At 45.8% G+C, this 26,118-nt stretch carries 21 protein-coding genes; 15 read left to right on the top strand and 6 right to left on the bottom strand.

Features of this window, described 5'->3' with window-relative positions:
* Positions 1-7 precede the first annotated feature (7 nt).
* From murG to ftsZ, 5 genes are all read left to right on the top strand, one after another.
* On the top strand, positions 8-1,102 hold the full coding sequence (murG, locus tag KW844_RS24615; protein ID WP_218379451.1) for an undecaprenyldiphospho-muramoylpentapeptide beta-N-acetylglucosaminyltransferase: 1,095 nt from the start codon (positions 8-10) through the stop codon (positions 1,100-1,102).
* 124 nt (positions 1,103-1,226) lie between these two features.
* Positions 1,227-2,576: a UDP-N-acetylmuramate--L-alanine ligase gene (gene murC / locus KW844_RS24620; protein WP_218379452.1), complete on the top strand. Its 1,350-nt coding sequence runs from the start codon at positions 1,227-1,229 to the stop codon at positions 2,574-2,576.
* 3 nt (positions 2,577-2,579) lie between these two features.
* Positions 2,580-3,683 (top strand): cell division protein FtsQ/DivIB, encoded by a 1,104-nt coding sequence (locus KW844_RS24625; RefSeq protein ID WP_218379453.1) that lies wholly within the window; start codon positions 2,580-2,582, stop codon positions 3,681-3,683.
* A complete protein-coding gene (gene ftsA, locus KW844_RS24630) occupies positions 3,680-5,083 on the top strand; it encodes a cell division protein FtsA (protein WP_218379454.1) in 1,404 nt (467 codons plus the stop codon). Before KW844_RS24625 ends, ftsA begins: the two co-directional genes overlap by 4 nt.
* Positions 5,084-5,277: 194 nt before the next feature.
* On the top strand, positions 5,278-7,107 hold the full coding sequence (gene ftsZ, locus KW844_RS24635; RefSeq protein ID WP_218379455.1) for a cell division protein FtsZ: 1,830 nt from the start codon (positions 5,278-5,280) through the stop codon (positions 7,105-7,107).
* Between the two features lie 191 nt (positions 7,108-7,298).
* Here the strand turns inward: ftsZ and KW844_RS24640 are convergent, their stop codons facing one another.
* The 3 genes from KW844_RS24640 to KW844_RS24650 form a co-directional block, all read right to left on the bottom strand.
* Positions 7,299-9,068, bottom strand: coding sequence for a DUF4091 domain-containing protein (locus KW844_RS24640; RefSeq protein ID WP_218379456.1), 1,770 nt, complete (start codon positions 9,066-9,068; stop codon positions 7,299-7,301).
* A gap of 112 nt (positions 9,069-9,180) precedes the next feature.
* Positions 9,181-11,139, bottom strand: coding sequence for a KUP/HAK/KT family potassium transporter (locus tag KW844_RS24645; RefSeq protein WP_218379457.1), 1,959 nt, complete (start codon positions 11,137-11,139; stop codon positions 9,181-9,183).
* Positions 11,140-11,338: 199 nt separating this feature from the next.
* Entirely contained in the window at positions 11,339-12,892 is a 1,554-nt protein-coding gene (locus KW844_RS24650) for an OmpA family protein (RefSeq protein WP_218379458.1), read from the bottom strand.
* Between the two features lie 313 nt (positions 12,893-13,205).
* Between KW844_RS24650 and KW844_RS24655 the strand changes: the two genes are divergently transcribed.
* Positions 13,206-14,171 carry a polyprenyl synthetase family protein gene (locus tag KW844_RS24655; RefSeq protein WP_218379459.1) on the top strand — a complete coding sequence of 322 codons (966 nt, stop codon included), beginning with the start codon at positions 13,206-13,208 and terminating at the stop codon, positions 14,169-14,171.
* Between the two features lie 102 nt (positions 14,172-14,273).
* Positions 14,274-15,971 carry a single-stranded-DNA-specific exonuclease RecJ gene (recJ, locus tag KW844_RS24660; protein WP_218379460.1) on the top strand — a complete coding sequence of 566 codons (1,698 nt, stop codon included), beginning with the start codon at positions 14,274-14,276 and terminating at the stop codon, positions 15,969-15,971.
* Positions 15,972-16,079: 108 nt separating this feature from the next.
* Here recJ and KW844_RS24665 read toward each other — a convergent pair whose 3' ends face one another.
* From KW844_RS24665 to htpG, 3 genes are all read right to left on the bottom strand, one after another.
* Positions 16,080-16,835 carry a hypothetical protein gene (locus tag KW844_RS24665; RefSeq protein WP_218379461.1) on the bottom strand — a complete coding sequence of 252 codons (756 nt, stop codon included), beginning with the start codon at positions 16,833-16,835 and terminating at the stop codon, positions 16,080-16,082.
* A 265-nt stretch (positions 16,836-17,100) separates the two neighbouring features.
* A complete protein-coding gene (locus tag KW844_RS24670) occupies positions 17,101-17,337 on the bottom strand; it encodes a hypothetical protein (protein WP_218379462.1) in 237 nt (78 codons plus the stop codon).
* A 138-nt stretch (positions 17,338-17,475) separates the two neighbouring features.
* A complete protein-coding gene (htpG, locus tag KW844_RS24675) occupies positions 17,476-19,320 on the bottom strand; it encodes a molecular chaperone HtpG (protein ID WP_218379463.1) in 1,845 nt (614 codons plus the stop codon).
* Between the two features lie 369 nt (positions 19,321-19,689).
* Between htpG and rpsF the strand changes: the two genes are divergently transcribed.
* The 8 genes from rpsF to KW844_RS24715 all read left to right on the top strand — a co-directional run bounded on the left by rpsF (position 19,690) and on the right by KW844_RS24715 (position 26,036).
* Entirely contained in the window at positions 19,690-20,040 is a 351-nt protein-coding gene (gene rpsF / locus KW844_RS24680) for a 30S ribosomal protein S6 (RefSeq protein ID WP_255578615.1), read from the top strand.
* A 4-nt stretch (positions 20,041-20,044) separates the two neighbouring features.
* Positions 20,045-20,317 (top strand): 30S ribosomal protein S18, encoded by a 273-nt coding sequence (rpsR, locus tag KW844_RS24685; RefSeq protein ID WP_073077706.1) that lies wholly within the window; start codon positions 20,045-20,047, stop codon positions 20,315-20,317.
* Positions 20,318-20,323: 6 nt separating this feature from the next.
* Positions 20,324-20,770: a 50S ribosomal protein L9 gene (rplI, locus tag KW844_RS24690; RefSeq protein ID WP_218379464.1), complete on the top strand. Its 447-nt coding sequence runs from the start codon at positions 20,324-20,326 to the stop codon at positions 20,768-20,770.
* Positions 20,771-20,843: 73 nt separating this feature from the next.
* On the top strand, positions 20,844-21,707 hold the full coding sequence (locus KW844_RS24695) for a hypothetical protein (protein ID WP_218379465.1): 864 nt from the start codon (positions 20,844-20,846) through the stop codon (positions 21,705-21,707).
* A 46-nt stretch (positions 21,708-21,753) separates the two neighbouring features.
* Complete coding sequence (locus KW844_RS24700) at positions 21,754-22,377, top strand: rhomboid family intramembrane serine protease (protein WP_218379466.1); 624 nt, start codon at positions 21,754-21,756, stop codon at positions 22,375-22,377.
* A gap of 29 nt (positions 22,378-22,406) precedes the next feature.
* Positions 22,407-23,180, top strand: a complete 774-nt coding sequence (locus KW844_RS24705; RefSeq protein WP_218379467.1) for a hypothetical protein — start codon at positions 22,407-22,409, stop codon at positions 23,178-23,180.
* Between the two features lie 34 nt (positions 23,181-23,214).
* Entirely contained in the window at positions 23,215-23,592 is a 378-nt protein-coding gene (locus KW844_RS24710; protein WP_218379468.1) for a hypothetical protein, read from the top strand.
* Between the two features lie 83 nt (positions 23,593-23,675).
* Positions 23,676-26,036 carry a family 20 glycosylhydrolase gene (locus KW844_RS24715; RefSeq protein ID WP_218379469.1) on the top strand — a complete coding sequence of 787 codons (2,361 nt, stop codon included), beginning with the start codon at positions 23,676-23,678 and terminating at the stop codon, positions 26,034-26,036.
* Positions 26,037-26,118 lie beyond the last annotated feature (82 nt).

Genomic DNA, 26,118 nt, shown 5'->3' on the forward strand with positions numbered 1-26,118 from the left:
AACACAGATGCAACGCAAAATTATCATAGCTGGCGGCGGTACCGGAGGACATATCTTCCCGGCCATTGCTATTGCCAATGCGTTGAAAAAGATTCAACCGGATACTGAAATCCTCTTCGTAGGTGCCAAAGGCAAAATGGAGATGGAGAAAGTACCACAGGCAGGCTATCGCATTGAAGGACTGGAAATAGCAGGATTCAACAGAAGCAATCTTTTCAAAAATATATTACTGCCCTTTAAAATCTGGAAAAGCCTGCGCCATGCAAAGGCCATTATCAGAGCATTCAAACCGGATGCAGTGGTTGGGGTTGGTGGTTATGCCAGCTTTCCTATCCTGCGGGCAGCACAGCGTATGCAGATCCCATCGCTGATTCAGGAACAAAACTCATTTGCCGGAAAATCCAATAAAATTCTGGGAAAGAAGGCAAAGAAAATATGCGTGGCATACGATGGTATGGAACGTTTTTTCCCGGCCGACAGGTTGATATTAACGGGCAATCCGGTAAGGAATAATATCACCCAATCAGCCGTTACCAAAGAAGATGCGCTGAAACATTTTGACCTGACTACCGGCAGACAAACGGTATTTGCAGTAGGTGGCAGTTTGGGAGCTAAAGCCATCAATGAAGCGTTGGTACCATTGCTGGCAACTTTTGTAAAGAAAGATATTCAGTTACTCTGGCAAACGGGAAAGCCGTTTTACGAAACGGCTAAAGCAGCTGCAGCCCCTTACGCATCACATGTAAAAGTCCACGAGTTTATCAACGTAATGGATTTTGCATATAAGGCGGGAGATGTAGTGCTCTCCAGGGCAGGTGCCCTGGCCATCGCGGAGCTGTGCATCGTGAAAAAGCCGGTCATCTTTGTTCCTTACCCTTTCGCAGCGGAAGACCACCAGACGTCCAACGCTATGAACCTGGTAAACAAAGACGCTGGCCTGCTGATCAAAAATGATGCGGTAGGAACAGAGCTGGAAGGCGTGCTTTTCAGTCTCCTCCAGAACAAGGCACTGATGGAGAATATGGAGCATAACATAGGCACTATGGCGCATCCGAATGCAGATATGGACATCGCCCGGCAGGTACTGGGGATCATTCCATGATAGGTTAACATCGACCTATACTAATGCAATGAAAAGGAGAATTATGCAAATAATCTCCAGAAAATATTGAAAATAAAAAACTTAAACAGATATATCAGCGTATATCTTCCGTTATAGAGAGTATATGGATTTGAATAACATACATAGGGTTTATTTTATTGGGATCGGCGGAATCGGGATGAGCGCCATTGCACGCTACTTTAATGAAAAGGGTGTGAAAGTGAGTGGCTATGACCGTACGTCTACAGTGCTTACCAGGCAGCTGGAAGCAGAGGGTATGCAAATTCATTATACAGATGATATGAACCTGCTGGATAAGGACACTAACCTGGTCGTATACACGCCGGCGATTCCGGCATCACATACAGAACTGACCTGGTACCGCAATAACAACATCGAAGTGGTAAAACGCAGCGATGTATTGCAGGAAATCACCCGCTCCCTGTTCGCCATCACCGTAGCAGGCACGCATGGTAAAACCACAGTTTCTACTATGATCGCTCATTTGCTGAGAGACAGCGGTTATGGTTGCAACGCTTTCCTGGGTGGCATCAGTGTCAACTATGATAAAAATTTCTGGAGCAGCGATAAACAGGTAGCAGTGATTGAAGCAGATGAGTACGATCGTTCTTTCCTGAAATTAAGTCCTGATATCGCGGTACTGACTGCCATGGATGCAGATCACCTGGATATTTATGGCACACCGGAGGCAATGGAAGACGCTTTTATTCAGTATACGCACAATATTAAACCAAATGGCACGCTGATTGCTCGTTTCGGCCTTCACCGTGATAATGAACTGAACGCAACCAACAAATTGCTCTACAGTTTACAAAACGATGTAGCCGATGCATACGCCAAAAACATCCGCATGAAAAACGGCGGTTATGAGTTTGATGTGATGCATAAAGACTGGATGATTGACAATCTGGAAATGCACATCGGCGGCATGCACAACGTGGAAAATGCAGTGGTGGCAGTCACCGTAGCACACCTGTTGGGCATCGGCACCGATAAAATCCGTGCAGCACTTAGTTCTTTCAAAGGCATCAAACGCAGGTTTGAGTATGTGGTAAAAAATGATCATCAGATTTACATTGATGATTATGCACACCATCCTGAAGAGTTGAAAGCACTGATCACCAGTGCCAAAGCGCTCTTTCCGGGAAGAAAAACTACGGTTGTCTTCCAGCCACACCTGTTTAGCCGTACCCGTGATCTGGCAGATGGCTTTGCCTCCAGCCTGTCACTGGCAGATGAGGTAATACTGTTACCTATCTACCCGGCGCGCGAATTACCGATCGAGGGTGTTACCAGCGAGATGATTGCCGGTAAAATTACCGCACCGGTACGCATCCTGCAGAAAGACGAAGTACTACAATGGCTGAAGTCAACACCGGCACCTTTACTGATCACAGCAGGTGCAGGCGATATTGACCAGTTGAAAGAACCGATAAAAGAAATTTTAAAATAGTTTATGTCTAAAACTACCAACATATTGAAGAAGCTGGGCATTGCTACCCTTTGGGTAGGAGTGATGACAGGCTTTGTCATTTTGCTGGTAGCTGCCAATAATGTAAAGGACGAAAGCAAGTGCAAAAAGATCATCGTTAAGTTCGAAGGAAAAGATGACAATTTCTTCATCGAAACAAAGGATATCAAGTCCCTGATAACGAAAGATAAAAGCATTAATCCGGTTGGAAAACCTATTGGATCTATTAACGTGGCACAGCTGGAAAAGCTGATTGATACCGATCCATGGGTAAAAAACTCCGAACTGTATTTTGATAACCAGCAACAGCTGAATATTAAAATCAAACAGCGGGAGCCGGTAGCAAGAGTATTTACCTTTACAGGCAATAGTTTTTACCTGGACGAAACGGGAGAAAGAATTCCGGTTTCTACCCGATATGCCGCCAAAGTACCGGTATTCACTGGCTTCCCTACAGATGCGGAAAAGCTGCAGCAGGCAGATAGCCTGCTCACTGCGCAGATTGTAGATTTGGGTACCTATATCAATGGCAATGCGTTTTGGTCCGCACAGGTAGAACAACTGATGATCACACCGGATCACAAGTTCGAATTCATCCCGCAACTTGGAGATCATATAATAGCAATCGGTGATGGCACAGGGATAGACAAAAAATTCACCAAACTACTGGCATTTTATAAAGAAGGACTGAATAAAGTTGGCTGGAATAATTATTCACGCATCAACGTAGCATTTGAAGACCAGGTGGTGTGTACAAGGAAAGATGGTGTTGCTCCTTTGCAACCTGTCATCACTTCCGACAGTGTGAAAGTGAACGGAGCAGATGAAGTGCCTGTATATGAAAACAATGACTCAGCATCAGCTGTTACCAGCAAAAAAGCAGAGGCAGTAGCGGCGGAAAAACCGAAACCCGCAGCAGCAAAGCCTTCTACGGAATCAAAAGCTAAGGGAGTGAAAAAGGAGCCAGTGAAGAAAGAAGTGAAGAAGAAGGAAAAGGCTCCTGCAGAAAAGCCCAAGCAACAACCTAAAGCAGTGTATAAGCCAGGGAATAAATCTGTTAACACATCAAAAAAACAAAAAACGCCATGAATCAGGAAGCTCCCATCATTGTAGGTCTCGACATAGGCACTACGAAGATTGCTGCCATAGCAGGAAGGAAGAATGAATTCGGGAAACTGGAAATCCTGGGATTCGGTAAAGCCACATCGTTTGGCGTTCAGCATGGTATGGTGCTGAATATCGACCAAACAATAAAGGCGATCAGGCAGGCCCTGGAAAATTGTTATGCATCCAACCCCAACCTGGAGATTAACGAAGTATATGTAGGCATTGCCGGACATCATATTAAAAGTTTGCAAACCCGCGGAGATATAGTACGCAATGATGTGGAAGCGGAAATATCCCAGAAAGATATTGATCAGTTAATCAACGATCAGTACAAAACTGTTATTCCTGCAAGCGATCAGATCATCGATGTGATCCCGCAGCAGTATATTGTGGATAGTCTGCAGAATATCACCTACCCCATTGGTATGTCGGGGGTGAAGGTGGGTGCAAACTTTCACATCATCACCGGCGATAAAAACGCCATTCGTAACATCAACCGCAGCGTGGAAAAATCAGGTCTGAAAATCCGTGACCTGGTGTTACAGCCATTGGCTTCTGCTGCCGCGGTAATGTGCGATATGGATTTCGAAGCCGGTGTAGCCATTGTAGATATTGGTGGTGGTACCACAGACCTCGCCGTATTTTATGAAGGAATACTGAAACACACAGCAGTGATTCCTTATGGTGGTGAAAATATTACCAACGATATAAAAAACGGTTTGGGTGTACTTAAAACCCAGGCTGAACAGATGAAAGTGCAATTCGGTTACGCCCTGGCAGACGAAGCGAAAAGCAATGCTTACATCACTATACCTGGCTTACGCGGACAGAGTCCTAAAGAAATCTCTGTTAAAAATCTGGCCCATATCATCCAGGCGCGCATGAGTGAAATACTCGATTTCGTAGTATATCACCTGAAACAAATCGGTATGGACAATAAAATGCTCAATGGCGGCATTATACTTACCGGGGGAGGTTCACAGCTGAAACACCTGATTCAGCTCACAGAATATACCACCGGTGTAAGTGCACGCATAGGTTTCCCTAACGAGCATCTGGCAAGCGGACATATCGACGAACTGACCAAACCAATGTATGCTACCTGCGTAGGTTTGATTCTAAAAGGCTATAACGATTATGAAAATGATCGCAAGTCGCTGGAAGAAAACTACGTAAAAATAAATACCAGCTATCTCGCAAAAGAACAGGCAGCACAATCAATGGCAGAACAGGATGCATGGATAGAAGAAGATGCACCCAGCAGTCAGGAAATCCAGGATAGAAAGGCTAAAGAAAGAAATGCTTCTTTGAAAAATTTCCTCGACAAGATGAAAACAAAGATCATTGACATGTTCACCGAAGAAGAAGACGCTAAACTATAAGAGATGGCGCAATTGTTGTGTTAGTAGCCCTTCCGACAACAATTGCGCCGACTAAAACAAAACAAATAAGAATTAAGAACGACCGTTAATAATGATTAGGCAAATGAACCATAGTAACAACATAGTAAAAGCAGACTTAATTCTTAAGTGTTCATTATTAACAAATCGTACTAACCCATAAAAGAGACAGAGTCATGATACATTTTGATCTTCCTAAGGAAAAATCTTCTATCATCAAGGTCATCGGTATTGGTGGTGGCGGAAGCAATGCGGTGAATCATATGTACAGCCAGCGCATTGATGGCGTGAATTTTATAATCTGCAATACCGACGCGCAGTCTATTGCAAATAGTCCTGTCCCCAACAAAATCCAGCTGGGCCCCCATCTCACGCAAGGATTAGGTGCCGGTGCCAACCCCGAAATCGGCAAACAGGCTACAGAAGAGTCCTTTGAAGAAATCAAAAAAATACTGGAGGTGAACACCAAAATGGCTTTCATCACTGCAGGTATGGGCGGCGGTACCGGAACCGGTGGCGCTCCTATCATCGCGCGGATATGTAAAGAGCTGGGTATCCTCACCGTTGGTATTGTTACCACCCCATTTTCTTACGAAGGAAAAAAACGAATGGGTCAGGCAGATGAAGGTATCGCACGTTTGAAAGAATTTGTAGATACCCTGCTGATCATTTCAAATGATAAACTGCGTCAAAAATTCGGCGACCTTAAATTCAAGGCCGCATTCGAAAAAGCAGATAACGTACTCGCTACCGCTGCGAAGTGTATTACAGATGTTATCAACTCCACCGGCCAGATCAACGTCGATTTCGCCGATGTGTGCACTGTAATGCGTAACGGTGGTGTAGCGATACTCGGCTCCGCTTTGGCAGAAGGTGAAAACCGTGCGCAGCGCGCTATTGAAGATGCGCTGACCTCTCCATTGCTGAACGACAACGATATCCGCGGCGCTAAATGGATCCTCATCAATATCTCTTCCTCCGAAGGTGAATTCGAACACACCCTCGATGAAATGGATATTATCCAGGCTTATGTACAAAGCCAGGCCGGTGAGGATTGCGACGTTATCCTCGGTGTGGGCTACGATGCGGCACTCGACAGAAACCTGGGCGTTACCATCATTGCTACCGGTTTTGAACAAAAACCAATTCAGCAACAAAAGATGACACCCTCCAGCCCTGAAAGAGTAGAGCCTAAAATCGTAATGCAACTGGGTAAAGATGGTGATGAAAGAAAAATGAATATGCAACAGGCACAAGGCCTCCTGTTTCAGGAACCTCAGGACCTGATGGCACCCCGCCTCATGGACCACCCTGAGCCGGTAATTCCATATTCACAGCCATCGGTACAACCTACCAATCAACAGGCACCGATTGCACCTTCCCGTCAGAATTATGTACTGAATATCCAGCAAACACCTGTACAACCTGTACCTGAACCGGTACAGCCAGTTGCACAGCCACAGCAAACAGTACAACCCCTGCAGCCAATGCAACAGGTACAACAGCAGCCCATACAGCAGCCGTTGCCTAATCCTGCGGTAAACACGGCCATGAATAACATCAACGTGATTCAGCCACAAACAGGTAACGCCGGCGCATATACGACGATTCCAAATCCGATATATGTGGAACCTGGTACTACCCCACCACAGGAAATAAAGCAGGAAATGAAGATGGTATACAAGGAGGATGAGCACAATCATACCCCTATGCCACCAGAAGTGCCAATGCACAACACCTACGAAGATCTGGAAGAACAGAAACGTAAACAGGCCGAAAGAGTTGCAAAACTCCGCAGCATCAGCTTCAATGTGAAAAACATGGATAATAACGCTGAAATTGAAAACGTTCCTGCTTACCTCCGTCGTAACGTGAACCTGGATAATGGTGCCGGTTCTGCGGAACAGTTCTACTCCAACTACACCGTAAGCGGTGAGCCAGGACAGAATAATCCAACTGAAATAAATACTATAAATACTTTTTTAGATGGAAAGAAACCCGATTGATAAAGTAACCTTTATCTTTTCCGGTAAATATTTGATTGTTTTTTAGTTGTGTTAAGAAAATCCTCCGGTTCCCCGGAGGATTTTTTTTTAATTTCTCCTGCCTCGTAATAGGCCAGCGGCCTGTTACGAGGCAGGCCCTTTTCAATCGCCGTAGGCGATTGAAAAGGGCCTGCAAAAAATAAAATACTCTCTTATAGTGTATTCAACTTCGCTTTCGCAGCATTAATCACCTCCGCCGCAGGCGTAGTTTTCAATGCGCTTATTTCTACCGGCTTCAATAAATCCTCCAGTTGCTGTAGCTTACTTTTATCTCCATTTTTCTCAAATTCTGCCCTTAAAGTCCGGATTTTCTCGAAATCCTGGATACCTTCCACTAATCTTTCAAAGCGAATAGAAGATCTCGGTCCCGGATATACGAAATAAGTATCACCGGCTGCCCAAGCCCTGAAGCGACTATCTGTCAGCGGATCCTTCACCCAGCAGTTAAAGGCCCAGCGTAAGTAACCATCATATCCTTTTGCCGCTGCATACCAGCCCATAAAGGCCGATTCTGCCGGTGGGGAGAAGGTAAAAGTGTTCGGATAGCCTTCTGTGCAGCAGGTATAGAAGGTGGTAGGCCAGCCTTTCGCCTTACGTGCGGCCATTTCCTCTTTGGTAAATGACTCGCCGGAGGCAATGCAGTAATCATATATTTCATTTACCAGCGGCCCGTGGTGGCTGCCTGCGAGCGACAACTTCAGGTCCTTGTCAGCCTTGCGGATAATCGCCAGCGCTTCCTGCATATCTTTCATCGGACGCTCATCCATAGCGATGGTGGTAATTCCAAACCAGCCTTTTTCTTTGAGGTGCTTTACAAAACTATTCAGCATTGGTTGCCAGTGGGCGCTGTACTCAGGAGATCCAGGCTTGGCAACAATAAATGTATCGCGGTTGGCGGCTTCGTCGAAGTAGTAAAACTTCAGGTTCCAGGGAATCATGCTGTAGCAATTGATTTCCTTTTTGATACCCAGGCCCATCATATAGGTCACCCATTTATCAAAAATGGTGTAATCATAAGCCCAGCTACCATCTTTCTTTTTGGTCCATTTGATCATACTGCCGTACACATCCTGGGTTTGACTATTCCATGGGTCATGAATCAGCGTAGCAGTAATGCATTTCTGACCGGCAGCAGCCAGCATTTGCATATATGGCTTCATGGCGGCGAAGTGCGCGTTGCTCCAGGGCTTTACGTTGTACATCCGGGCCACAGCATCAGGACTTTGCCAGAGATCCAGGTGGAAGGCCCATTTATCCGGTGTGGATAAAGTACGGTTCAATACTTCCAGCTGAAACTGTTTGCGGATCTTGTTTTTTCCTGCGGTCACCTCTATGGTGCCGGTATAGGTACCTGCTGGCGTATTAGCCGGCACCTGGATACTGATCCATACCGGCTGCGTGGTTTTACCGGCTATAGCATTTGAATTTTTCAGGTCGATGCCATCTGCCACGAGGGAAGAGTCAAAGTCCTGTGGCTTACGGTAACCGCAGCCACCGCCGTTTTTATTGAGTTCATCTGTCATGACATACCGTACAAACCCTGCCTGTGCAGCATTTGCAGGAAACTTGAACTGGCCGCCGGCAATACTGGTTACCTGCACTGTTACTTTATCCAGTGGTTTGGCAGTCCATATGAGCAACTGTGTATGTACTTTTTCCCCTTTCCAGGCGGTTCCTTTCCAGCTGTCGGCGGTTTGGGAGGAAGCTGGTGCGTTTCTTTTTTCATAACGGGTATCGGTATTACCGAAGGCTACATGTACTTGCTGATCGTAGGCTTGCCAGGAGGCTTCATTAACCGGGCGAGGGTCTGACAACTCTTTATAATCGCGGGTAAACGGCGATTGCGCTAATGCGTGTTGTTGCAATGCTACGAGGAGTAGCACGCCGAAAATTTTGTTCACCATTACTAAATAGATTTTCATTGCTTTGGGTTAGTACCAGCGGACTTCCCATAAAAAGATTTGCCCAATATCTTAAAAAAACGTCGTTTTTTCTAAGATATCGGGCAAAATATGCTTACCGTTCATGGAAAAGCTAGAATCGGTGTACGATACGCTTGAGCTGCAAATTCGTCACCGGTGCTACCACGAGCGGATATTTTTCAATGGTCACATAGCTGGAGTCCAGGCCAAAACCTCGCTCTTCGGACAGGCTGATCTTTTTCAGGAAGAAGTACATTTTCATGATCATTCTTTCGTAAAGTGGCAGGTCATTGTCGTGAGACAGGAATTTCTCCATCACAATAAACTGGAAGTCACCTACTACATTGTTCTTACTGAGCGACTCATAACGGCTGGTGATGTTCACTTCTTTGTTACGCACCATATCTTCCACTACCATGCGAAACATCAGGTTAATGCGTTGTTCCACTTTGAAACCCAGGCGGAATTCCACACGGATTACCTCGTTTGGAATGATGGTTTGCACCGAGTATTCGCTCAGGTAAGGCTCATCTACCACATCTACGTGGACAAACCAGTAGATATCGGCTCTTTTGGGCTTTTTATTGAGAATAGAGTAGATAATCTTGTGTTCGATTTCCTTCGGATTATCGGCACTGCTCATATACACCAGGTGAGTGGCATATTTAGGGATAGTAGTATCGTTGCTGAGTTCCTGCATAATAGGCAGGTAGTCTTCCAGCCGCACAAATTCCACATAGCGGTTTTTGATTTTCCTGGACTTAAACCATACCATCATCACGAGGAACAATGCTCCCGCTACGATCACGGTTACATAACCACCATGGGCAAATTTGACCAGGTTAGCGAAAAGGAAGGAGAACTCGATGGTAAAGTAAACGGCCAGGTATAGCAGTATCCACCCTATCCACACCCTTCGGGTATACAGGTAGAAGGCGAACAGGCAGGAAGTCATCAGCATACAGATGGTGATAGACAGACCGTAGGCAGCTTCCATATGGGAGGATTCCTGGAATATCAGTACGATGGCGGCGCAGCCAACAAATAGCATTACGTTGATACCGGGGATATATAACTGACCTCTCATTTCCGTTGGGTAGTTTACCCGCAGCTTAGGCCAGAGATTGAGGCGCATCGCTTCAGAAATGAGGGTAAAGGAACCAGAAATGAGGGCCTGGCTGGCGATAATGGAGGCCATGGTGGCGATGAGTACCCCAAAAATGACGAACCATTCAGGCATAATGGTAAAGAATGGGTTCTGATCTTTAGGAATGATCTGACCCTTTTGTGTGAGTAACCACGCACCCTGACCCAGGTAATTGAGGATCAGGCAGGTTTTTACAAATATCCAGGAGATGCGGATGTTTCCTTTACCACAGTGGCCGAGGTCTGAATAGAGTGCTTCCGCACCGGTGGTACAAAGGAAGACGGCGCCCAGGATAAGGAATCCTTTAGGGTAGGTGGTGAGCAGTTCGATCGCATAGTGGGGGCTGAAAGCCTTGAAAATGCTCAGGTCATCTGCGATGTGGGTGATTCCGAGGATACCCAGCATAGAGAACCATAGCACCATGATGGGGCCAAACAGGCGTCCGATGGAAACGGTCCCGAACTGTTGCATGATGAACAGGCCGGAGATGATGGCTAATACTATTTTTACGATCGTAAGCTGGCTAAGATCTTTAAATACCTCGAGGGTACGTAAACCTTCGATGGCGGAGGTAACGGTAATGGGAGGTGTGATAATACCATCTGCGAGGAGGGCGGCTCCACCGATCATACCGAAGAGAACCGTCCATTTGGCGTGCCTTCGTACGAGTGCGTAGAGGGAGAAGATACCGCCTTCACCTTTGTTATCAGCCCGGAGGGTGAGGATAACGTATTTGACGGTTGTTTGCAGTGTAAGCGTCCAGATGATACAGGAGATACCACCAATGACAAGCAGGTCGCTGATAGGATTACCTCCTACAATGGCCTTAAACACATAGAGCGGAGAGGTTCCAATGTCGCCGTAGATAATTCCGAGCGCTACGACTAAACCTGCCAGGGAGACCCTGTTAATGTTTATACCCACTTAAAAATAGTTTGTTAAAAAGCCCCCAAAATTATATGTTTTTGGGTTATGGAGCAAAGGAAAGGAAAAAATGGACTTAAGGTGTCAACCCGGGATTGGCGCAGTAAGTGTACAGTGTGTGGAGATATTGGAAACTAAAAAGTCCTCCGCTTGTGGCTGGAGGACTTTTTAGCATTATCATTCTTTGGGAGTGTACTGATTAGTTAGCAGGAGCTAAATCAACAGTGTTAGACTCACCAGGAGTGTTTTGTTTGATGAAGCGACCGCGATCGATACCTTGTTTATCAGCCAGGTAGTCGATAACTGCGTCAACGCGACGGCTGCTCAGATCAACACCACCTTTTTTGCCTTTAGCACCAGCGTGGCCGGTAACCAGAACGTTGCAAGATGGGTTAGATTTCAGGGTTGCAGCAACGCTAGCGAGGATTGCTTCGTTGTCAGATGCTACTTTGGTAGAAGAACCTTTGAAAGAAACTGAAGGCAGTACAAGGCTAGCGCAGTTAGTTTCTACGCGGTTTTTGCAGCACTCAGGATCTGGGCATTTACCAACACCGTCAGCGTCAACTGGCTGGCAGTAAGTAGGAGTGATCAGTTGTTTGTCTTTGTAATCAGGAACGCCATCACCGTCAGTATCTTTAGCAACACCGTGAGAATCAACAGGTGCACCAGCTGGAGTGTTAGGTTCGCGATCGAACTGATCAGTTACGCCATCACCGTCTGCATCAGGCAGTACTGGGCTAGGCAGTTTCATGTGACGTGGGTTAGACAGCTCGCTGTAAGCGTATTCCAGCGGGTTGATCCACCATAATGGCTGAACGCGTTTGTTAGGATTACCTAAGTTGAAGTTCAGACGTACACTAGTGTAAGAGTAGAAATCTTTGGAAGAACCACCAGGACCAGCATAACCATCGAGGTAAGCATCAAAAGGCATGGTGATTTTTTCTTCGATACCGATGTTGAAGCGTTTAGAAACTTTAAACGCAACACCAGTACCCAGATCCAGTGCGTGACGGAGCAACTGGTTATCGTCCTTACGGCCGATAGTTACGCGGTTGCCCTGTGCAGGCGCATTTTGTTCGTATTTTTTGTCCTGTACAGATTTGATGTAATCTTTAATGTCAGAACGTTTGCCAGTCAGACGAGATTGGTCGTAAACATAAGGATTACCGTTACCGTCCAATGCATCAACGTCCACATCAGCCAGAACGATAGAGTAACCAGCCAATACGTACCAGTTAGCTTTAGGTTCAGCTTTGTAGAACATGATGTTGCTCAGCGACATCAGCACGTCTAAAGACAGCTGGTGGTTAGCAGATTTGTAGTTACCGATGATTTGGTTACCGTTTCTTGAAGCGGTAGGGAGCCAAGGGTTAACTGGGTCAGCAGTTGCAGGAACCGGACGCAGTTTGTAATCCTGACCGTAGTCAAATGAACCGGTATACTCAGCTCTCAGGGAGAAAGTATGACCCAGAGATTTTCTCAGGGAGATACCACCACCAAAACCTGGTTGAGCAGGAATGGTACCGCTAATTAAATGCAGACCACCATGGAAACCCAGTTCCCACATATCCCTAGGTTTAGCAGGGAAGTTGGAAGTGTGGTTCATGAAGTTATTCTGTTGTACCATTTTCTTGCTAGACACTTTGGACGAATCCAGTGCATCATAGCCGGTTGGTTGAACCTGTGCAAAACCAGAAGACGCGGCTAATAAACTCACAGCGCCTGCCAGTAAAAAGTACTTTTTGCTTGCCATAATTGTTTTTTATTTAAAAACTGTTAAAAATTTACTAATAACCCGTTTTTTACCAAGCAAAGGTAAAAATCATTAACGAATAATCAAATTTTTCTTGCAATATTATTTTCATTGATAAGTGCTTAAAAAGCAGCGCGTAACTAAAAGTATTTATATACCTTAAATACGCGTAAGTTAAAGTATTGCAATCCTCGTGTTAACAAAACCTTTTGCTGCTGTTAAAGGTTTGTTATACTCCATATACAAATTAAAGGCCAAAATGTTAAAGTTTCACTTTTTAAACCTAGCTTAGCAATCCTTTTGATTTTAGTCCATGGATGATATTAAATACCTGATAGGTAAGGAATTACAAGATTTTGAGCTCAAATTCGCGGAAGCGGTAAAAAGTAATGTACCGCTGCTGGACCGCGTGATGCATTATATTGTTAAGCGAAAGGGGAAGCAGATGCGTCCCATGTTCGTGTTACTCTCTGCCCGGCTTTTCGCAGATAATCTGACCGAAAGTACCCACAGGGCTGCAGCGTTTGTGGAATTACTCCATACCGCTACGCTCGTACACGATGATGTAGTGGATGACGCCAACGAACGCCGCGGTTTTTTCTCCATCAATGCCCTCTGGAAAAATAAAATTGCGGTGCTGGTAGGCGACTACCTCCTCGCCAAAGGATTATCTCTCTCCCTTAACAACAACGAATTCAGAGCTTTAAAGATCATTTCCGACGCAGTGCAGGCCATGAGCGAAGGGGAACTTCTACAAATAGAGAAAACCAGGAAACTCAATATCAAGGAAGATATATACTTTGAAATCATCCGCCGTAAAACGGCCTCACTTCTCGCCTCTGCATGTGCTGCCGGTGCCTGGAGCGCCACTAATGATGACACAACAACAGAACAAATGAGGTTGTTCGGAGAAAAAGTAGGAATTGCATTCCAAATTAAAGACGATCTCTTTGATTATGGTACCGCCAAAATCGGAAAACCAACAGGAATCGACATCCGCGAGAAAAAAATGACCCTCCCCCTCATCTATACCCTCGAGCACGCCACGCCAGAAGTTAGAAAAAGAATTATCTATATAGTAAAAAATCAAAATACGAATAAGGAAAAAGTAGAAGAAGTTATCCAGCTCGTTAAAGCATCAGGCGGTATTGAATATACCCAGCAAAAAATGTTCGAATACCGCGACGAAGCCCTTGCCATTCTTCGCCAGTTCCCTGAATCCCCCATCAGAAACGGTCTCGAATCTATGGTTCGCTACACTACTGACCGCACTTTCTAAAAAGAAATTCGAAAATGTAAAATATTAAATGTAAAATGCAATGACCGCTTAAAGCTTAGGCTCAAAGCCCACATAATGGTAAAAGAATCCTGAACATATATAATGCAAAAACGCTGGACAGTAAAAGCTTATCAACCAAATCAGGAACATCTGCTGCAATCATCCCTCCGCATACATCCCTTGCTATGCAGATTACTGGTGCAACGGAATGTTCACACCTATGAGGCTGCCCGGCTGTTTTTCAGACCTACACTGAAAGACCTGCACGACCCCTGGCTCATGAAAGATATGGACAAGGCCATTGCCAGAATTGAACTGGCCTTCTTCCGTAATGAAAAAATACTGGTATACGGCGATTATGATGTAGACGGCACCACTGCCGTAGCCACCGTATACGATTTTCTCCGTCAGCTCTACAGCCATATTGAGTATTATATTCCTCACCGGTACCGGGAAGGATATGGGATATCCACACAGGGAATCGCCTACGCCAAAGAAAATGATTTCAGTCTGATCATCGCCCTGGATTGCGGCATCAAATCCATTGAGCTGATCACCGCCGCCAAAGAAGCAGGAATTGAATTCATCATCTGTGACCATCACCTCCCGGATGCAATACTCCCTCCGGCTGTAGCCATACTCAATCCTAAACAGTACGATTGCCCCTACCCTTATAAAGAGTTAAGTGGCTGTGGTATAGGTTATAAACTCGTGAGTGCCATAGCATTAAAACGCGGGCTCCCCGAAAGCGCACCCAATAAATATCTCGACCTGGTAGCTACCAGCATCGCAGCCGATATTGTGCCCATGACGGGAGAAAACAGAATACTCGCCTTCCATGGCCTGAAGAAAGTGAACGAAGACCCGCTGCCGGGCATAAAAGCGCTTATTCAACTGAATGCACAAAAAGACCTGCTTACCATTTCCAACCTGGTTTTCGTGATTGCTCCCCGCGTAAATGCCGCAGGACGCATGGACGATGCCAGGAAAGCAGTAAATCTCTTTATAGAAAATGATCCGGAAAAAGCCAGGGTAATAGCGGAAGCTTTGCATGCTGATAACTTTGACCGGAAAGAAATCGACAGCACTATCACCCAGGAAGCCATCACGTTGATTCAAAATGATGCAACGATGGCCGCCAGAAAATCTACCGTACTTTTCCAGGCGCATTGGCACAAAGGAGTGGTAGGCATAGTAGCATCGCGGCTGATTGATAAATTTTATTACCGGCCTACCGTTATCCTCACACAGTCCAATGATATGGTGGCCGGCTCAGCGAGATCTGTAATGGGTTTCAACGTATACGAGGCTGTGCATAAATGTAAAGACCTGCTGGAAAACTATGGAGGGCACTTTTATGCCGCCGGTATGACACTAAGGCCTGAGAATGTACAGGCATTCCAGGAGAAATTTGAAGAGGTGGTGGCCAGCACGATCTCCGCAGAAATGCTGGTACCTGAAATTGTGATAGACACAGAAATACTTTTTAGTGATATCTCTCCCGCTTTTTATAATATCCTCAAACAATTCGAACCACTGGGACCTGAAAATCTCCGGCCGGTATTTCTTGCCAGGAACCTGCGGGATACCGGGTACTCAAAGGTGGTAAAAGAGGAGCACATCAAATTCTCCGTAAGGCAGGGTAATAGCGGCCAAACGATGTCGGGCATTGGCTTTTACATGGCCGAAAAGTTCGACATTATCAGCAGTAAAAAGCCTTTTGATATGACGTTTACACTGGATGAAAACGAGTGGAACGGACAAACCACCCTGCAATTAAAAGTAATTGACATCCGATAAGTGATAAGTACCATAACAGCCCTGTTATGGGCCGTTATGGTGTAGGGAAGCGCTCATTACTGAGCGCCGGATAATGGTTTATTGATATGGTAAAGAGATTCACTGTTACTAGCGGTGCTGATTCAGCATCCAGGTATATAAATCCGCGGTAGCATAGGCCCTTGTCCAGGCGTCATGCCCACCGGTCGGATATTCGGTATACTTAATATTTCCTCCTATGCTTTGCAGTGCTTTTACTGGTTCCCGCGAGCCATTTACACTTACAGTTGGATCATCCGCACAATGGAAAGCCCATATGGGTAAAGTTTTCACCGCTGGCATAAGATTCGCATAACCGGTACCGCAGATAGGCACTGCTGCCGCGAAATTTTTAGGATAGGCACAGATCCAGTCCCAGGTGGCAATTCCTCCCATACTCAACCCTGTCACGATTACCCGGTTGGTGTCCACATGATATTTTGCAATCATCTCCTTATAAAACTTTTGTAACACCTCCCTGTTCCACCAGGTATTGTTGCACTGCGGTGCCACCATTACAAAGGGTTTCCCTTTTACTACCCTTGGCAAGGCTACATTCTTAAGAATGTCTACGTTGGTACCAATCTCTCCTACTCCATGCAGGAATATAACCAGTGGCCATCGGTAATCTTTTTTGTTGTTGTACTCATCCGGTATATACAGCAGGTAATCACTGATATTACCACCAGTATTGATTTTTTGTGTGGTGGTTCCCAAGGGCTGCGTATCAAATACTTCATCGACCGGCTTGGCTGGCTTGGAGGTTTCTTTTTTAGAGCAGGAAAACAGTGCTATGGATAACAGCACAAAGACATGGCATAAATTTTTAATTGTTCTTTTTTTCATATAACAGCTACAAATGAAAAGGTCCCGGCAGTTGCCGGGACCAGGTTTTACAATATTTTCCTGCGGTGTGAATTACCCGCAGCGGGGTGCAAATAAAGGAATTAACGCGAGGCGGGAGCCTTTTATTTTATGCGGGTTTGCGCACATATAGTGATTGTTTATAAGAGGAAAATAATCTGCATGTTTTTTAAGTTCAAAGGCAGGGTTGTACGATTTCGTATATACATATAAGTTAGTAGAATATTTTTTTAAGTGATTTTAAAGGTTAGCCGACACCTTCGGTGTCGGTAGGGTGGTTCCGCGCGGTGCGCGGTAAGCGGTGTGCGGTAAGCAGTAAGCGGTACGCGGTGTGCGGTAAGCGGTGCGCAGTAAGCGGTATGCGGTAAGCGGTAAGCCGTAAGCGGTAAGCGGTAAGCGGTAAGCGGTAAGCCGTAAGCCGTGTGCGGTGCGCGGTAAGCGGTATGCGATAAGCGGTATGCGATAAGCGGTATGCGGTAAGCATGTGCAGTTTGCAGTGCGAAGTGCGCTACACTCTGCTTGTATTCGATTGTTTAAGGCCGCCATTAGCGGCCATAAATAACAAAGCAGAAAGGAACCGAAGGTTCCTTTCTGCTTTGTTAATATAACTATACAATAAAAATTATGCTTCTTCTTCCCCTTCTCCTGCACTCATCAGTTCTACACTTCTGTTTACGAAAGCAGTAAGATCTGCGCCGGTCAACAGGTTTTGCGACAGCAATGCGAGGTCCGCCAGATTCTTAATCTGTTTTTGCTGCAGGCCGTTGTTTTTCTCACGGAGAATTTGCAGGTATACCGGGTGGTTAGCGTTGATGGTCATATTGATTTCATCAGGCATATTGGCATACCAGTTCATTCCGCCACCGCCCATACTGGCCATATCTTTCATACGGCGCATGAACTCCGGACGGGTAACGATCACCGGCTGGAGATCAGCAGTAAGGCCTTTCATATCTACCTTAATATTGGGCTGATTAACCTCCTGGGTAAAGAGATTTTTTAGGGTATCTTCCTGTTCTTTAGACAGGAGGGTATCTTCATTTTCGTCTTTATCAATCAGGTTATTAGCGATATCGGCATCTACGCGGGTAAACTGTACATTGTCCCACTTCATCTCGATGTTGTTGATGAAGGCGGCATCTACCAGCGTTTCCATTTTTATTACTTTGAAGCCTTTTTTCTGGGCAGCCTGGATGTAGCTGTCCTGCTGCACCGGATTGGTAGAATAGAGTACTACCAGCTTGCCTTCCTTATTGGTTTGCAGGGCAGCAGCGGCAGTGCGGTATTCTTCCTGGGTATAGAATTTGCCATCGGCAACGTCTTCCAGCAGGAGGAATTTATTGGCTTTATCGAGGAACTTGTCGTCCGTCATCATCCCGTATTTCACGAACAGGCCGATGGACTCCCATTTTTCCTCGAATGATTTGCGGTCCTGGCGGAACATTTCATCCAGTTTATCCGCTACTTTTTTGGTGATATAGCCATTGATTTTTTTCACATTCGGATCGCCCTGGAGGTAGCTACGGCTAACGTTGAGCGGGATATCCGGGCTATCAATCACACCATGCAGCAGCATCAGGAATTCCGGAACGATATCTTTTACTTCGTCGGTAACATATACCTGGTTGGAGTACAGGTTGATTTTATCTTTCTGTATTTCGTAGCTCTTGCTGATTTTAGGGAAATACAGGATACCGGTGAGATTGAAAGGATAATCTACGTTCAGGTGAATCCAGAAAAGCGGTGCTTCTGCGAAGGGATATAATTCTTTATAGAAGTTCTGGTAATCTTCTGCGGTGAGCTCGCTGGGCTTTTTAGTCCAGGCAGGAGCTACGTTATTGATCTGTTCTCCTTCAAATTTAACCGGAACCGGAAGGAATTTACAGAATTTGGTGAGGATGGAACGGATGCGGCCTTCGTCAAGGAATTCTTCACTTTCTTCGTTTACATGCATCACGATTTCAGTACCACGTTCTGTTTTGGTAGTTTCTTCGAGACTGTATTCCGGACTGCCGTCGCACTCCCAACGAACAGCTGGTGCGTCTTCTTTCCATGACTTGGAGAAGATTTCCACCTGGTTGCTGATCATAAAGGAAGAATAGAAACCGAGGCCGAAGTGCCCGATGATGTTGGTTCCGCTTTCCTGGCCTTTGTATTTTTTCAGGAACTCTTCAGCACCGGAGAAAGCCACCTGGTTAATGTATTTGTCCACTTCTTCCGCAGTCATACCCACACCATGATCTGCGATGGTGATTGTCTTTTTCTCTTTATCCAGCCTTACTTCGATATCGATGTTGCCCAGGTCGCCTTTGAACTCACCTACACTAGCCAGGGTTCTGAGTTTTTGGGTAGCATCAACGGCATTACTCACCAGCTCACGGATAAAGATTTCATGATCGGAATACAGGAATTTCTTAATGATCGGAAAGATATTTTCCGTTTGTACACGTATAGCGCCTTTTTGCATGGGAAAAGTAAATTTTATATTTCGGGGAGATGAGAGTCAAAGGTTGTGCCAGCGCCGCGGGGCTGACAAGTTGACGCGAGGCGGGATTTTTTCACGCAAAGCAGCAAAGGATTCGTTTTATGTTGCTGGCAGTCTGCTGGCACCGCGCTACGCGCGGGCCCTCCCCAATCGCCACCTTCGTTGGCGATTGCCTCCTAATAACTTCGGCACCAGAATCCAAATTAATATATAATTATCTGATAATCAAAATACAAGATAGAAAACAAAGAATATTCCATAATAAAACCCGGTTATCTCCTAAAATTGGGAATAGTTCTTTATCTTTGCGGTCCGAATTTTTTTATTAAACCTAACAAAAAACAGGGAATTATGAACTACGAATTGATGGTGATCTTTACCCCTGTGCTTTCTGAGGACGACTACAAAGCCGCCCAAAAGAAATTCGCTGATATCATTAAAGATAACGGCGGAGTAATCACGCACGAAAATCCCTGGGGATTAAGATCACTGGCGTACCCTATCCGGAAAAAAACTACAGGAATGTATGTTGTTCTGGAATATACTGCGCCAACCGACCTCAATGAGAAGCTGAAAATCCAGCTGAACCGCGATGAAAATGTATTACGTCACATGACGACTGCGCTTGACAAATACGCTGTAGCGTATAACAATCGCAAGAACTATGGTGCGAATGCTGAATCTAAAACCACTGAAGCTTAAAATTATGGCAGTTAAACCTAAACAAGAGATCAAATACTTAACAGCCGTAAAAACTGAAAAACGCCAGAAGAAATACTGCCGTTTTAAGAAAATGGGCATCAAGTATGTAGATTACAAAGACGCGGAGTTTTTGAAGAAATTTCTGAACGATCAGGGCAAAATGTTGCCACGTCGTATTACAGGTAACTCCCTGAAATTTCAGCGTAAAGTAGCCCAGGCTATTAAGAAAGCTCGTCAAATGGCTTTATTGCCTTATGTTACTGACCTTTTAAAGTAAGAAGTTATGCAAATTATTTTAATACAAGACGTAGACAACCTGGGTCAGAAGAATGAACTGGTTTCCGTAAAGAATGGTTACGCCAGAAATTTCCTGATCCCGCAGAAGTTTGCGGTAGAAGCTAGTCCTTCTAACCTGAAACAACTGCAGGAGCGCCTGAAAGTACAGAAAGTGAAAGAAGAGAAACTGCTGGCGGAAATCGCTAAAGTGGTGGAAGTTCTGAAAGCTTCTCCTGTTAAAATCGGCGCGAAAACCGGTACTTCCGGTAAAATCTTCGGTAGCGTTACCGGTGTTCAGATTGCACGCGCAATTAAAGAACAGAAAGGTTACGAAATCGATCGTCGCCGCATCCATATCCTGGATGATGTGAAAGAATTAGGTACTTACAAAGCTCGCCTGGACTTCGGTAAAGGCAACGATACCGAAATGGAATTCGAAGTTGTAGCTGAGTAATATATAACTCTTAGAAAAATAAAGCACCCGTGCCTCCTGGTACGGGTGCTTTATTTTTTGTAATTTCCCCTTCATGATAAAGTATCTTCTCGCCCTCGCACTACCAGTGCTGCTTACAGCCTGTACCTCCCACCGCGGTAAGTACACCACGCCACGCCTGCAGGCCATTACCATCCATGGTGAAAACAGCCCCTGGATAAGTTTCAGCTATAATAAAGACGGGCAGATGACCTCCCTGACAAAACATCCTAACACAACCGATACCAATACCATCCGCTTTGAATATGACCACCTCAACCGACTCACCGGTATGCGCTGCGAAACAACCTCCCGCAACAAGGTAACAGTTACCAAAACAGCAGCCGTAAAAGACTGGGACTTACGTGGTAATATCAAAGAAGTAGACTTCTTCGACGGTGATAAACAACACGTACGCACCGCCCGTATCCAATGGCAAAACGACCAGCCATTGTCGCTCAAATACACCGACCTTAAACAGGCTACCAGCTGGGATTATATAGAAGGCAACCCCACCTGGAAAAACATCGCCAAAGATCCGCAGGAAGATACCACCATCTACTTTACCAAAGCCAGCTGCGACTGGGACAACTCCTATAACCCGCTGGCACGGCTGGCCAATCAGCTCCTCCTTGCAGACACCATTCCGCAAGGTCATGCCAGCGAGCCCCTCCCTGACCTCGCCAACCTGCTCCTCCATGTCAGCTTCAACAACCCCAGCAGGATACAGTTGGACGAGAAACAGGAAACCGTTACCCAACAAGGCGTAATGGCATTATCCCGCTCCACCACTGTACAGTATATGTATGCCTGCAACGGAAACGGTTATCCCCGCAGCGCTAACGTCTACCTACATACAAAAGGTTATACGCAACTCAATAATACCTGCAATACCGTGGTAGATTACAGCTACGAATAACTGAGCCTCAATATTTTATTTCACGATTTTTCGTAACTTATCGTGAATGCAAATATTAAAACGCCTGTATAATGCACCGGTTACCCTTTCACTGATTGTAGTGAATACCATCGTATTTTGCATGATGGCCATCAAAGGACATGAAATCTGGTGGGGTGATGCAGACGATCTCCTGCAATGGGGCGCCAACTACTGGCCACTCACCAGCCAGCAACATCAATACTGGCGGCTGCTTACAAGTATGTTTCTACACGCGGGACTATGGCACCTGTTTACCAACATGCTGGGACTACTAATAGCAGGCATATTCCTGGAACCCATTCTTAAAGGACCAAAATTTTGCATAGTGTACCTGGTGACAGGCCTCGTGGCAGATTATGCCAGCATATGGTTCCATCCCGATGCAGTGGGCGTAGGCGCATCAGGAGCTATATTTGGCATTTACGGCGCCTTTCTGGCCCTTTTAACTACGCCGCTGTTTAAACGGTCCGCCAAAATGCCTTTCCTCATTTTTATCGCCTTATTTGTGGGCTTAAACATCATCGTGGCCTGTTTCACCGTTGGTATTGACAATATTGCACACCTCACCGGCTTCGGCTGCGGTATACTCACCGGCTATTTGCTGTACTTTACCTTATCCAAGACTGATGCCGGCCGGTTGTCAAACTAATCTCCCAACGAACACTTAAATACTTATTTTTGCAGATCAGCAACTTTATGATGAAAATGTACAAAAACCTGTTTTACCTGGCAGCACTGGCAGTAATACTTTGGAGCTGCGGACAGCAGAAATCAACGAAACAAACGACCACAACGGATTCCACCGGCATACAAACGGTAAACGTACCAGCCACCTCCGACACACCCATCGACACATTAGAACTGGCAGGGAAAACCTACCTGATCTATACCATCGATTCTATGGTATTTGAAAGCTTCAAATTACAACCACAGGATACCAGCGAAACACTCGCCCTGGCTAAAGATTCAACCGTTAAAAGATCAGGCAATACCTTACAGTTTAAATTACAAAACGGTAAAACCACCACCCTCACGGATAAAGATGATGACGCGGAAAACGAAGGCGACTTCGTGCATTTCGCCTATTTAAGCGACTATCCGGAAATCAACAGCAAAGGCATCGTCGCCTATTATTACGAGTCACAGGATTTCCTGCTGCTCAATACCCTTACAGGCGATACCCTGCACCTCTGGACAGAACCTATCTTCTCTCCGGATAAAAAACAAATACTCTGCGCCAGCATGGACCTGGTGGCAGCCTTTATGCCAAACGGCTTCCAGCTGTTTAATATCGAAAAAGACAGTATCCGCTACGTAGGTGAAACTAACCTGGAAAAATGGGGACCTACCGAAACTAAATGGGTGGATACCAAAACAATCCTCTGCCGCTATATCAGTATCGACGACGAAGGAACCACTAAGTCCCTGCACGTAAAAATGGTACAGCAATAAATTTTTCAGTATCTTAAAGATAAATCCGTCACATATGAAACAGCTGGCCACTACCCTGCTCCTCCTCATTTTCGGTGTTTATTTTCAAGGTACCCAGGCGCAAAATCCAACAATAAATATTGAAGGAACTTCTGCCTCTATTGTCAGCAAACTGAGTAAATCCCTGGTGCTCACTGATCAGCAGCAACCTAAGTTACTCAACCTCGTTACCAATTATCTGCAACAAAAATCCAATATACAGGCACTCAAAGGCAGCAATGAAAAGGCTTACCAGACCAAGCTTAACAGCATGCAAAACGGCCTTAACAACAAACTGAAAGCATTACTGGGCACGGAACAGTTCAACGACTATCTCAGCCTGAAACCGGCAGCACCGGATGCCACCAATGTGCTGACCTATCTGTACTATTAGATCTCACGATAATTAAGTATTTTCAGGCGCTTCCCTTTGCAAAAGGTGAGGCGCCTTTTTTTATCAGTGAACAATTATTAACAATGCAATTCCTTAAGTTAACATCCGCTGCGCTGTTTGCGGCAGGCACCGCCTTGTGGGCCACGCCCCTGGCTGCTCAGCAAAATACCGACTCCCTTCAGCTCGCAGCAGTAGTGAAAGCCCTGCCGCCTTTATCACCTGTAAAATCCGGTCAGACTACTTTAACGCTGCCCCAAGCCCCCGCAGGCTATCAGCTGCTGCTGAAAGGCTCCGACAGGATACCAGTCATTAACCTGGACGGGCACGTGACCACTCCCCTTACGGATGCCACCGTAAACCTGTACTTCGTATTGCAACGCCAGTCCGATGGTACGGAAATGGATGCCCCTATGTCTGTTCTTGTTTCAGGGAGATACGGGCCGCCGCCGGCAGAACAGCCCTTCGTAATTCCGGCACTGCGCGAATGGCATAGTTACGCAGGCAACTATATACTGACCCCAAAGGCAAGAGTTATCATAGACCCGGTGTATGCCAAACAACTGGAAAGCGTAGCACAGCGTCTCACCGCTGATATAGCTGCTACCACATCTGCCTATAAAATAACTTACAAAACCGGTAAACCTGTTGCCGGCGATATATGGCTGACATTAGCCGGCGCAGATGCTAATCTTGGCCAGGAAGGCTATCAGCTGGACATCAACGAGGTAGTAACGGTAACGGCTACACACCCAACCGGAGCCTTGTGGGGAGCACAAACCATCCTGCAGCTGCTGCAGCAGTCGCCCACCCGCAACACGCTACCAAAGGGGATCACACGTGATTACCCTAAATACGCAGTGCGTGGCTTCGTGCTTGATGCCGGCAGAAAGTTTTTCACGATGGATTTCCTCCGGAACTACGTGAAATTCATGTCTTACTATAAGATGAATGACTTCCATGTACACCTGAACGACAACGGATTTGCCAAGTTTTTCGGGGATAACTGGGATAGTACCTATTCCGCCTTCCGCCTCGAAAACAGTACCTACCCAGGCCTTACCGCCGAAGATGGTTCCTACTCCAAAAAAGAATTCATTGCCCTGCAACGTATGGCCGACAGCTTCGGCGTTCGCATCATCCCGGAAATAGATGTGCCGGCACATTCCCTCGCATTGAGTAAAGCCCTGCCGGCAGTAGCCAGCGATAAATATGGCCGTGACCATCTCAACCTCGAACCTGTATCCTGGCAAATGGTGGACAATATTTTTAAAGAATACCTGGAAGGCCCGGAGCCAGTATTTGTTGGCAATGAAGTACATATCGGCACCGATGAATACGACAAAAAAGAATCAGAAAAATTCAGGGCATTCACCGACCACCTGATAAAATATGTGGAAGGATACGGCAAGAAAGTAAGGATGTGGGGCTCACTGACGCATGCAAAAGGTACGACTCCTGTGAAATCAGACGGAGTTACCATGAATGCCTGGTACAACGGCTATGCCGAACCCCGCGACATGATTAAGCTGGGCTACGACCTTATCAGTACCCCGGACGGTTGGCTGTATATAGTGCCCGCAGCCGGCTACTATTACGACTACCTTAATATCTCCCGGCTATACAACAAATGGGAGCCGAATATGATTGGCAAAGAAGTATTTCCGTTCGGACATCCGAAAATTAAAGGCGGTGCCTTTGCTGTCTGGAATGATCATCCGGGCAATGGCATCACCGCTGAGGATGTACATGACCGGGCCTTTCCGGCCATGCAGGTCATGGCTGAGAAAATGTGGACCGGCTACAACGCACAACAACCGTATGAAACTTACCTCAGTAAAAGTAAACATCTGCCTGAAGGCCCAGGGCTGAACCTGCAATATAAATTAAACAGTAAGGATTCCATACTGATATCATATGATTTCAGGAACAAGAAAGATGGCAGCGGCAATAAGCACGATGCCTCCTCACTGGTAAATGCTGCTATATCAGGTAAACTGACACTGAATGGCGGCAGGAGCTACCTGCAAACGCCAGTAGATGCTATCGGTTACGGCTATACGATTTGCTTTGACATTAACCCGGGAAAAAATAACAAACCAAATGCGGTCCTATTCTCCGGCCCCACCGGCAGTGTAAAACTATTGCAGCAGCAAACCGGCAAACTCGGTTTCAGCAGAGAAGGCTACGACTACTACTTCAATTATGCGGTTCCTGCGGAAACCTGGACGCATATTGAGATTTCCGGTGATAACAAAGGCACCTCCCTGTTTGTAAATGGTATATTAACAGAACGGCTGGAAGGAGCTAAAATATCTTTTACCAACACGAAAGATAAGATTGCGAAGGTGCAAACGCTGGTGTTTCCATTTAAGTATATTGGGGATAGTGCGAATGCTTTTGTGGGTGAGTTGAAGAATATTAAAGTTTTGAACGGAAAAAAATAGAATTCCTACAAACTCTTTAAAACCAGTTTTAACAATCAGTTTTTTAAAGTCATTTAAATTCAATGATTCGAATGGCTTTAAA

The sequence above is a fragment of the Chitinophaga sp. sic0106 genome, from assembly GCF_019219075.1.
In the GTDB taxonomy this organism is placed as follows: domain Bacteria; phylum Bacteroidota; class Bacteroidia; order Chitinophagales; family Chitinophagaceae; genus Chitinophaga.